The following is a 9367-nucleotide window of genomic DNA, read 5'->3' as shown; positions in this document are numbered from 1 at the left end:
ATCGATATGATTCCGATGGCGGCCATCGACCATATCGAAGTTTTACGCGATGGCGCGTCCGCTCAATATGGTTCCGATGCCGTAGCCGGTGTTGTCAATATCATTTTGAAAAAACAGGATCATGGCTTTCATGCCCAGACATTGACAGGCATTACGGCTGCCAAAGACGGTTTTCAGCAAGGCATTTATCTGGATGGTGGCACCAAATTGGGATCACGCGGTTATTTGCATGTCAGTGGTGATTTTTTACGCCAAAATCATACTTATCGCAGTTCAAAAGATTTACGCACCAACAGTAAAGATAAATTTTTGGGTCAGCCTGAACAGACACGGGAAAGTTTTGCGATCAAAGGCGGCTACAAAATTACCAATAATATCGAGGCCTATGGTCTGGTTACCTATGCCCATCGTTATGCCGAAGCCAATGAGATTACGCGTCTTGCTTCAACCTTGACGGATTATCCAGCTTATGCCGCGATTTATCCCAATGGCTATTTGCCTATTGATACCATCAATGAAAATGACTGGGAAATTACGGGCGGCTTAAAAGGCCAGATTAAAGGCTGGAATTGGGATGTTTCCAGCGTTTACGGGCGCGATTATGATTCTATCGGAGTCAAAAATTCCGCTAATCTACAGCTTTCGAAAGATACTGGACGAACACCCAAAAATTTTAAAAATGCACAACGATTTAACAATCAACAATGGAGCAATAGTATTGATTTTTCGAAGGCTTTTCATATTGATGGCTGGCCTCATGTCATTAATGTCGCAGGGGGTGCTACCCATCGCTACGAAAGCTATACCATAGGTGCAGGCAGTTTTGAATCCGCCTATGGCAGCGGGTCAGAAGCCCTTCCCGGTATACCTGCCCAAAGTGCCGGAAAATTCAGCCGGAATGTCTTTGGCGGTTATTTCGATGTCGCGACCCATTTGGTCAAACAATTACAGATTGATGTCGCAGGACGTTACGAGCATTATTCCGATGTCGGGGATACCAAAACCGGAAAGGTTGCCTTGCGCTATGATCCTTTCAAATGGTTAGGATTCAGAGGCACTATTTCAAATGCCTTTCATGCCCCAACCTTGGCACAGGAATATTATAGCGCAGTTACTTTTTATCCGACCCAAGCAGGGGGTATTATCAGCCCGAACTCTGTCGGCGCTTTGGCCAACGGTTCAGAAAAGCTGAAACCGGAACATTCGACGAATATAACAGCGGGTGTAACCTTTGAGCCGGTTAAAAGGTTACGGATTACAGCCGATGTCTATCAAATTAAATTGAGAGGACAGATTTTACCCGGTGGTAATATCTATGGGGATCAAGCGTCTAGCGCTTTGGCTTTAGATGGTTTTAATTTGCCAGCAGCGGCAGCGAGTTGGACACCTGCTTCTATTTATGCCCATTGGTTTGCCAATGTTGCTAACACCCGCACTCGTGGGATTGATATTACCGCCAGCTATCCGACCTATTTAGGGGATATCGGTCAAATTGACTGGACTGTAGCCGCCAATATCAATCGTACTATTCTTACCCATCAGGGGAAAGATGCGGAGGGAAATGATCTTCTGACAAAACAGAGTATTGCCTATATCACGACGGCTTATCCTCGCAGTAAAATCATCTGGGGTGGTCAGTTTACCAGTGGCGATAAAAAATGGATTGTTGGATTACATGAAATCCGTTGGGGACATACGACTTCACAGCTTTCTTATTATGGAGGTTCAGGCAATACCGATTTATTATCCAATTATGAGTTCTTCCCTTTTCATAATCGCGTTAAATATACGACTAATTTAGATATTACCTATCGCGTCAATGCAAAGCTGGCTTTGACAGCCGGTGCCAATAATTTATTTAACCGCTACCCAACACGTTTGCCTTTAGCGCATCGTTATATCGGTATTCACAAATATGATATGAATACCTCACAATTAGGCATGAATGGCGGATTTTATTATTTTAAAGTCGATGTCAGTCTGTAAATTTCTTACTTGCCGATGCAAAAGCGGCTGAAAAGATTGTCGAGCATATTTTCAACGCCAGCTTTTCCGGTGAGCCGGTCGTAACAGCGGCAGGCTTGCCGGATGGCTTCGGCAATGATCAGCATATCTTCAGCATCCAAGGCCAAGGCTAGACTATCTGCGGCATCCTTCACCAATTGGCGTTGGCGGCGATTTAAAGTGACTTCGTCTTCTTTCGGAAGGATGTTTTTCCCGATTTCGACCAGCTTTTCTTGTAAGAGATCAATCCCTTCGCCGGTAACCGCCGAAACGGCGATGTCAATTTTTTCTGGTATCGGATGGCGTTCCGGTAAATCTATTTGTGGATAGAGAACAAGAATTTCACCTTCGGTTTCGGGCGTATCTTCGGCCTTTCCGAGCCATAAAAGAATATCGGCTTCGGCAATCGCCTTTCGGGCGCGGGTGATACCCGCTTTTTCAATTAAATCATCAGATTCATGCAATCCCGCCGTATCTGAAAAACGCATTGGGATGCCTTTTAGAGCAAAGCTGACCTCGATGACATCGCGGGTTGTGCCTGCTATCGGTGCCGTTATGGCAATATCTTGTCCGGTAAGGGCATTGATTAGAGTCGATTTGCCGGCATTGGGTTGGCCTGCCAAAACGACCCGCAGACCATCCCGCAACCTTTCCATCGTCGGACGATTTTCAAATTGGCGATGTTCGGCGATAAGGGCGGCTATCTTTTCTTTCATCGCCGTAAGATGCTGGCGGCTTTCCGTTTCATCTTCTTCAATGTCTTCAGCAAAGTCAAAACTGGCCTCAATTTGGCCAGAGAGTGCCAGAAGTCTGTCTTGCCATGCACCAATCTGTCTTCCCAAGGCGCCTCCGCTCATCATCAAAGCGGCGCGTCTTTGGCTGGCCGTTTCCGCTGTTAATAAATCGCCCAGACCTTCGGCTTCGTGAAGGCTGATAACCCCGTTTTCAAAGGCACGACGGGTAAATTCACCCGCCTCGGCAGGGCGTAAATCCGGCAATTTTCCTAAAACGTCTAGCACGGCATCAATCACCGCCCTGCCCCCGTGAACATGAAGTTCAAGCAGGTCTTCTCCGGTCACAGTTTTTGGGGCGGGCAACCAGAGAATCAGGGATTGATCGAGTTGTTCGCCACTATCAGGATCGTAGAGATTTCTAAGAACAGCACGGCGAGCTTCAGGGCATTTTTTTCGCGTGAGGAGACAGGCGGTATCCGCAGCCGCAGAGCCGCTGATCCGGATCACTGCAATACCTGCCGGTGGACGACCTGAAGATAAGGCAAAGATAGTTTTCATAGCGGAAAAGCCCTGTTGATCGCGGATATTTAATGAAGGATGGCGAAAGGATTTTTTGAACTTTTAGCGTGAAGCGTCGCTTCTGTCACCCGTTATAGGCTTTTGATTTACGGGGGAAGAACTCGAGAATAATAAACGCCGCTGTGGATTTTTTATGGTAAGATTTTAGCCTCATTATCTAAAGACAAGAATGATGCCACAGCTTTATTATCCGACCATTATCGGTCTATTTTCAATTCAGGCTTCTGACCAACATCTTGAGCAGGTGGCGATTATGCCGCCTGCAATAAAAAAGCCCGAAAAACAGGATTTGGCCGCCATTCTTAAGCAATCCCCTTTATTGAAGGAAGTGGTTGCCCAGATTGAAGCCTATTTTACCGGAAAAGTTTTTAGTTTTGACTTGCCGCTTCAACCTGCAAAAACAGCAAGAGGGGAAGCCATAAGACAGGCATTATGCCAGATTCCTTATGGTGAGACCGCCAGCTATCGCCAGTTGGCTATAATAGCGGAATCCGGCGCGCGGGCGATTGGACAGGCCTGTGCCAGAAATCCTTTGGCTCTGATTGTGCCTTGCCATCGGATTATTAAGGCCGATGGGAGTTTAGGGCAGTATTCTGCCGGAGAAGGCATCACCACAAAAGCATGGCTGATTGACCATGAGCGGCTTCATCGAGGTTCCTTTTCCTTATAAAATAAACGTGTTTTTTCGGGCTTTGGGCGTATTTTGACGGAATGGCCGCTTTCTATCCGGCGGATGCTGATTATCTTGATAAAAGAGCAGGCTTTCAAAGGATATGATTTTGGGTCAGAAAATAGCGATCCCTTCTGTGGATAAACGCCATCAGATTCCGGCCTATTACGCCTTCCCCGATCACAAACCCAAGGGTATTATTGTCGTTATCCCCGAAATATTCGGATTAAATAGCGGCATCCGTTGGCGAGTCGATCGCTGGGCGAAGGCCGGATATTTCGCCATTGCAGCCGATCTTTTCTGGGAAATTGCGCCAGAGGTTGAGCTTGATCCCGATATTCCCGCAGAGATGCAACAGGCGATGGTCTATTACCAGAAGTTGGAGAATGAAGCGGCTTTGGCCACTGTCGAAGCGGCCATTCAATATGCCCGATCAAAGCAGCCTGATTGTAAGATTGCTACCGTTGGATATTGTCTTGGCGGATTTTTGTCTTTCATTCTGGCAGCCAGAAAAAAAATCGATGCGGCTGTTTGCTATTATGCTGTTGATATTGACCAGCATCTTTCTGAAATGAAGGCAGATCATCCGCCTATCTTGCTGCATTTCGGAGATCACGACAATTTTGTTTCGGAACAGGCGATTAAAACCATCTGTTCTGCTTTTGCAGAGCAAGAACAAGCGTTGGTCTATGTTTATCCCGAAGCGGGTCACGGTTTTGCGACCGAAAAAGGGAAAAGACGCGCTGAAAAAGCGGCTGAATTAGCGGATCAGCGGAGTCTCGATTTTATTGAAAGGAATGTATGATGAGTGAAGCCTATGCGATTATCGCTGAAAAAGCGGGAGATCCTGAAGTTCTGGTTAAAAAGCCGCTTGATCTTGGCAAGATGAAGCCGGAAGCGGGACAAGTTTTACTACGGCATCAGGCTATTGGTCTTAATTTTATTGATATTTATCATCGTTCTGGTCTGTATAAACAGAATTTCCCCGCGAATTTAGGCTGTGAAGCGGCAGGTGTGATCGAAGCGGTCGGCGATAAGGTGAAAGGTTTTAAAGCCGGTGATCGGGTCGCTATTTTCACCTCGAAGCCCGGTGCCTATGCGACCCATCGAATTGTTGAGGCCAGCGAATTAGTGGCTTTACCGGATGATATTTCGGCAGAGACGGCAGCAGCTATCTTGTTAAAAGGGATGACAAGCTGGATGCTGGCTGAAAAATGCCTTGCCCATGCTGCAATCGCAGGGGAAGCACCGAAAGTCATGGTTTTGGCCGCGGCTGGCGGTGTCGGTAGCTTGTTAGTCCCTTGGCTGAAATATTTGGGTGTGACGGTTTTTGCGCATACTAGCACCGAAGAAAAAGCCGCAAAAGTAAAGGCTAATGGCGCTGATTATGTGACGACCCTGCCCTATGGCGATTTACCGGATTGGGTAAGGCAGCAGAATCACGGCGAAGCTGTTCATGCTGTATTTGATAGCATCGGAGCCGATAGCTGGAAAAGCTCGATCGCCTCTTTGAGGAAAAAAGGTTTATGGGTTGTTTATGGCAATGCCAGTGGCCCCGTTCCAGCTTTGTCGCCTTTGGATTTGGCCGCAGGAGGGTCGATCTATATGAGCCGACCGCGCCTTGTGGATTATGTGGATAACTCTGTGGATTTAACCATAGCCAGCCAGAAATTATTCGATTTGGTCAGAAAAAATATTCTGAAAGTCGAAATTAACCAGCGCTTTCCTCTTAAAGAGGTCGCGAAAGCGCATCAATTACTGGAAAGCCGGAAAACCACCGGATCTACGGTGCTTATTCCTTAAAAGCGGTCTTGATTTTCGAGCTAACCATAAGGTTATTTTGAGAAAAACCGGCGGTTCAAAGAAAAGACCCGCCGGTTTTCTTGAAGAAGAAAAAATTATTCCACAAAGTTATCCCCAGCCTGTGGATAACTTTGTGGATTAAACAAAAGATAAAATAGTTTTGATGCTTTTGATGTCAGTCTTTCTGAAAAAACAAAAAGAAAAAACAGCCCTTTTTCTCAAGTTGAAAAGAGAGCCTGTAGGAGCGGGCTCTCTTTTTCTTGTCATTAAAAAGTAACGCTTCTGTTTTATCCTAATGATTCATGGAGGCGAAGAAATCTTCATTGGTTTTGGAATCCTTCATCTTGTCGAGCAAGAATTCCATCGCATCCACAGTCCCCATTTGCATCAGAATACGACGCAGCACCCACATTTTGGAAAGCGTGTCTTTATCAACCAGCAATTCTTCCTTGCGGGTGCCAGATTTACCCACATCCATAGCTGGGAATATCCGCTTGTCAGCGACTTTGCGATCCAGAACGACTTCGGAGTTACCCGTTCCTTTGAATTCTTCAAAGATAACTTCGTCCATACGGCTACCGGTGTCGATCAAAGCCGTAGCGATGATGGAAAGCGAGCCGCCTTCTTCGATATTACGAGCGGCACCGAAAAAGCGTTTTGGGCGTTGCAGAGCGTTGGCATCAACGCCCCCCGTCAAGACTTTACCGGAGGACGGCACCACCGTGTTATAAGCACGGCCAAGGCGGGTCACGGAATCAAGCAGAATAACCACGTCTTTTTTATGTTCGACCAGTCTTTTCGCCTTTTCAATGACCATTTCGGCCACCTGAACATGACGTTGTGCCGGTTCATCAAAGGTGGAGGAGATCACCTCCCCTTTAACTGAACGCTGCATATCCGTGACTTCTTCAGGACGTTCGTCAATCAGCAGCACAATCAGGAAAACTTCGGGGTGATTTTCCGAAATCGCCCGTGCGATATTCTGTAATAAGACCGTTTTACCGACCCGTGGCGGCGCGACGATTAAGGAACGCTGCCCTTTACCCTGTGGAGCAACAATATCAATAACGCGTGCCGATTTGTCCTTATTGGTCGGATCACTGATATCGAGATTGAGTTTTTCGGAAGGATAAAGCGGCGTCAGATTGTCGAAATTGACGCGATGACGGACATTATCGGGATTGTCGAAATTAACCGAAATCAGCTTGGTCAGGGCAAAATAGCGTTCGCTATCTTTGGGCCCCCGAATTTCGCCTTCTACGGTATCGCCCGTCCGCAGGCCGAATTTTCTGACCTGATTGGGAGAAACATAGATATCATCGGGACCGGCTAGGTAGTTAGCCTCGGGGCTACGCAAAAAGCCGAATCCGTCAGGCAAAACCTCGATCGTCCCCAAGCCCATAATCTGGTCGCCTCTTTCGGCCTGAACCTTGAGAATGGCAAAAAGGAGGTCTTGCTTGCGTAATGTCGAAGCCCCCTCGATTCCAAGTTCTTCGGCCATTTTGACGAGTTCAGAGGGCGTTTTTTGTTTGAGATCTTTTAGATGCATGTCGGGGAGTCCCGTAGGGGCAAGATGAAAGTTATTGCCTTAAGAAATGATAGAAGGATCAGAATAGTGATGTGAAAAAGATTACCCTTTGGATAGAAAAGCGGGCACCGTTGGGAAACCCGCTTAAAGATATTATTTTTCAGAGTCAAGATCAGGAAGTCGGACTCTTTTTGTCTTTGGCATCAAAAAGGTTTAATGATCGCCAAGATAACCGCAACGGCTGCGATAATACCCGGGACTTCGTTCATCAATCGGAGACCCCGTTCACTGGCCGGACGGAAACCCTTGGCTAGCTTTTTGGCATAAGCAACAGACCAGCCATGATAGGCCGTTAAAATGATGACGGCCAGCAATTTAACATGAAACCAATGGCCGATAACGAAAGCACCGATATGCACGGCCAATAACAGGCCAAAAACCCAAGACAGAATGAGCGAGGGCGTCAAAATGATGTGGCGCAATCGGGTTTCACGATTTTGCCATTTTAAATCCTCGACAGATCCTGGTGTGGTTTGGCTGTGGTAAATGCAATAGCGCGGTAAGGTAAAAAGACCGGCCATCCAGAAAATCACAAAAATAACATGAGCTGATTTGACCCAAGGGTAAAGATTATCAAGAAAACCCATCCATTCAATCACAGGCTAATCCTCAAATTATACGTTTTTGTTTGGTCTATTCTTTGCCAAAATTTAAAAAATTGGCATAGAGAACCGCCAGCTTCTTTTGGTATTCAGGTTATCCCCGTATTTTTTCCAGAAGATGGCTGACATGGGTGAGCGGTGTTTGGGGAAGAATCCCGTGACCTAGGTTGAAGATATGCGGCCTTTCGGAAAAAGCGTCAAGAATAGTCGTGATAGATTGATCCAAAGCCTCGCCACCCGCAAGAAGCACCAAGGGGTCGAGATTGCCCTGAACCGGAAAATCAGTGGGTAGATATTGATCTGCCCAATAAGGGTCGATCGTTTCATCGAGACCGATCGCCGTGACTTGGGTATCGGCAATATAAGCCTTGATCCGGCTAGCGGCGCCTTTGGGGAAGCCGATAATCGGAATATTAGGATGTTTTTCCCGTAATTTTTCAACCAGACGTGCCGTTGGATCGATGACCCAGCGTTCAAATTGTTGTGGCGAGAGTGTCCCTGCCCAACTGTCGAAAAGCTGCACCGCATCGACGCCTGCTTTGATCTGACCATCGAGATAGAGAACCGTCAGATCAATGATGGCTTCGATAATTTCGGAAAAAGCCTGTGGGTCACGATAAGCCATTGCCCTTGTGACCGCTTGGTCGCGGCTGCCTTCCCCTGCGACCATATAGGTGGCGACAGTCCAAGGGCTGCCCGAGAAGCCAAGAAAAGCGGTTTCGGGAGAAAGTGTATCAGCTACCCGACGAACAGTTTCGTAAATAGGGGTTAAACGTTCGGGAAGCTTTGTCAGAAGATCAAGGCGATGGTTGACTAAAGCGGGCGTGAGCTTGGGTCCTTCCCCTTTGACGAAAGTGAGATCCTGTCCAAGGGCATAGGGAATAACCAGAATATCCGAGAAAAGAATAGCCGCATCAAAATGAAACCGGTTGATCGGCTGCAAAGTCGCTTCAGCGGCGGCTTCGGAATCTTCGACCAATGGTAAAAATCCGGCCTTTTGTTCTCGTAATTTTCGGTATTCGGGCAAATAGCGTCCCGCCTGCCGCATAAGCCATATCGGAGGCGTTGTTAGCTTTTGGCCTGCGAGGAGCTTTAACAGGGGTGCGTCAGGCTTTTTTCGCGATTTACCCATAACTATCCTTAAGAATCTTTAAATGGTTGTTGCTGTTGTTGGGGCTGTGGATAATGGGGATAACATTTTTATCCACGGAGTTATCCACAATTTATGCTTGTTGCGACTCATTGAGTCTTACGGAGTCGTATGAGTTATACACATAATAGATTGTCTTTGTATAAAATGGCTTATCCTGTGGATAACTCTGTGGAATGAATGTGGATAGTTGGGATAACTTTGTGGATAACTGGGTAGTCCGTAGTTATCCCCATT

The 9367-nt window shown here is 46.9% G+C and carries 8 protein-coding genes; 4 read left to right on the top strand and 4 right to left on the bottom strand.

Annotation, left to right across the window (positions count from 1 at the left end):
* A partial coding sequence (locus LDL18_RS07630; RefSeq protein WP_296508370.1) for a TonB-dependent receptor occupies positions 1 to 1986 on the top strand: 1986 nt, incomplete at its 5' end.
* A 5-nt stretch (positions 1987 to 1991) separates the two neighbouring features.
* Here LDL18_RS07630 and mnmE read toward each other — a convergent pair.
* Positions 1992 to 3296 (bottom strand): tRNA uridine-5-carboxymethylaminomethyl(34) synthesis GTPase MnmE, encoded by a 1305-nt coding sequence (gene mnmE / locus LDL18_RS07625; RefSeq protein ID WP_296508368.1) that lies wholly within the window; start codon positions 3294 to 3296, stop codon positions 1992 to 1994.
* A 190-nt stretch (positions 3297 to 3486) separates the two neighbouring features.
* Between mnmE and LDL18_RS07620 the strand changes: the two genes are divergently transcribed.
* The 3 genes from LDL18_RS07620 to LDL18_RS07610 all read left to right on the top strand — a co-directional run bounded on the left by LDL18_RS07620 (position 3487) and on the right by LDL18_RS07610 (position 5790).
* A complete protein-coding gene (locus tag LDL18_RS07620) occupies positions 3487 to 3987 on the top strand; it encodes a methylated-DNA--[protein]-cysteine S-methyltransferase (protein WP_296508367.1) in 501 nt (166 codons plus the stop codon).
* A gap of 103 nt (positions 3988 to 4090) precedes the next feature.
* Complete coding sequence (locus tag LDL18_RS07615; protein ID WP_296508365.1) at positions 4091 to 4792, top strand: dienelactone hydrolase family protein; 702 nt, start codon at positions 4091 to 4093, stop codon at positions 4790 to 4792.
* Positions 4792 to 5790 carry a quinone oxidoreductase gene (locus LDL18_RS07610; protein WP_296508363.1) on the top strand — a complete coding sequence of 333 codons (999 nt, stop codon included), beginning with the start codon at positions 4792 to 4794 and terminating at the stop codon, positions 5788 to 5790. The genes LDL18_RS07615 and LDL18_RS07610 overlap by 1 nt, the downstream gene beginning before the upstream one ends.
* 292 nt (positions 5791 to 6082) lie before the next feature.
* Here LDL18_RS07610 and rho read toward each other — a convergent pair whose 3' ends face one another.
* The 3 genes from rho to hemE form a co-directional block, all read right to left on the bottom strand.
* Positions 6083 to 7339, bottom strand: a complete 1257-nt coding sequence (rho, locus tag LDL18_RS07605) for a transcription termination factor Rho (protein ID WP_011241711.1) — start codon at positions 7337 to 7339, stop codon at positions 6083 to 6085.
* Positions 7340 to 7521: 182 nt separating this feature from the next.
* Positions 7522 to 7977 (bottom strand): CopD family protein, encoded by a 456-nt coding sequence (locus LDL18_RS07600; protein WP_296508360.1) that lies wholly within the window; start codon positions 7975 to 7977, stop codon positions 7522 to 7524.
* Between the two features lie 97 nt (positions 7978 to 8074).
* Entirely contained in the window at positions 8075 to 9112 is a 1038-nt protein-coding gene (gene hemE / locus LDL18_RS07595; RefSeq protein WP_296508358.1) for a uroporphyrinogen decarboxylase, read from the bottom strand.
* Positions 9113 to 9367: the final 255 nt, after the last annotated feature.

Source organism: Zymomonas sp., from assembly GCF_020216885.1.
In the GTDB taxonomy this organism is placed as follows: domain Bacteria; phylum Pseudomonadota; class Alphaproteobacteria; order Sphingomonadales; family Sphingomonadaceae; genus Zymomonas.
Note: the sequence above shows the minus strand (reverse complement) of the source record. Positions and strands in the feature narration are given on the sequence as shown.